Origin of the sequence: Planosporangium mesophilum (genome assembly GCF_016863255.1) — a bacterium.
Lineage (GTDB): Bacteria > Actinomycetota > Actinomycetes > Mycobacteriales > Micromonosporaceae > Planosporangium > Planosporangium mesophilum.
On sequence record NZ_BOON01000096.1, the window covers coordinates 1 to 1,624 of the forward strand.

Here is a 1,624-nt window from a genome sequence, read left to right on the forward strand (position 1 = left end):
TCAGCGGGTCGGGGTGGCGCGCTTCCCGATCGCCTGGAAGAAGATGTCGCCGATCTTGGCCGGATCGGGTGCCACGAACGTCCCGCCGCCGGTCGTGTCGGTGATGCGCTTCAGCTCGGGTTCGCTGACCTCGTTGCCGATGCCGATCGCGATGACCTGGATCGGCCGGGCCGGGTCAACGATCTTCTTCAGCTCCGCGATGAGCTGGTCGAGGGTCAGGCCGGCCGCCTGCTCGTTCTTGCCGTCGGTCATGATCACGATGGAGTTGACCCGGCTCGGGTCCCAGCCGCTCTGGGTGTACTTGTAGGCGGCGAAGATCGTGTTGTACAGGCCGGTACCGCCGTTCGGCTTGGGCTTGATGGTCGCGAGTGCGTTCTGGATCGTTGTGCGCTGCTCGGGCAGCGGCCCGATCGGCACCAGCTGCTTGTAGTCGTTGTTGCCCTCGAGCTGGGTGGAGAAGGTCCACAGGCCGACGGCCCAGTTGTCGTCCATCAGCGCGAGCCCGCGCAGCGAGGCCTGGACCGCCACCTGTTCGCGGGTCGCGTTGCCGGCGGTCGGGACCTTGGTGACCATCGAGCCGGACACGTCGAGAACACTGAGCATCCGCCCCGGTGCCACCAGGGTCGACCAGGCGTCCAGCAGCTTGGCCACGATCTGCGGGTCGGGCTGCGCACCCGCGGGGGCGGGCCCGGCCGGTGCGCTCGCAGGGGCGGCGAAACCCGCGCCGGCGCTGCCGTCGCCGGCGCGCAACCCCTGCCCGGCCAGGCGGTCGCGGTACGCGGAGTCGCGCAGCGCCCCCAGGACCGCCCGCGCCGCCGCCGCCTGGTCCTGACTTCCCCTGGCCAGCACGGCGAACGGGTAGTCCAGCGGCGCGGGGGCCGGCTCGACATACAGCGCCGCCAGCGGCACCGCCGGCTGGCCGGCGTTGTAGGTGATGACCGACTGCTCCGACAGCGGCGCCACCATCAACGCCGACGCCAACGACGCGCCGTCAGCGCCACGCGGGAACCGCGCCAGCAGATCGGCCCGCAGGGCCGAACGACCCGAGGCCAGCGTCCGCAGCGTCGCGACCGTCGCCTGCTGACCGGCCGCACCACCGCTGGCCTGGGCAGCCCCGGCCAGCGCGAGCAGCCCGGAGGCACTGGCGGCGTCCCGGTTCGGGTCCACGATCCCCGACCGCAGCTTGGCAGTGCCGGAGGTGAGCTTCGACAACAGGGCCGGCCAGGTGAGCTTCCCGCCAGCCAGCCCGACGCTCGCGGCCACCGGCTGCGGCATGGCCAGCACGACCGGGCTACGCGCCACCGACGGCGCCTCACCGACCACCGCATCAGGAACGGCAGCCTTTACCCGCTGCACCCAGATCGAGGAGTCCGGAATCCAGACGTCCGGCACCCTGACATCCCCACCGACCGGGGTCAGACCCGGCAGCGTCGTGCCGCCCTGCGCGGCGATCGCGGCCGCCACATCGGCCGACTCGGCCGCCTTGACCTCCACCACGACACACTTGTCGCCCACCCGCGGATGGTTCGCCGTCCACTCCTGGGTCGTCGCACGCAACGCCGGCTCCAGTTCCGGTGTAGCCGCCACCCTCAGATGCACCTGGCTACCGCACGACGGCTGGCCC

Annotated in this window: 1 protein-coding gene; it reads right to left on the reverse strand. The window is 71.9% G+C overall.

Annotation, left to right across the window (positions count from 1 at the left end; genetic code table 11):
- Nucleotides 1-1,624 (reverse strand): substrate-binding domain-containing protein (locus Pme01_RS30680; protein ID WP_203935995.1); only part of this gene is annotated, 1,624 nt, incomplete at its 5' end.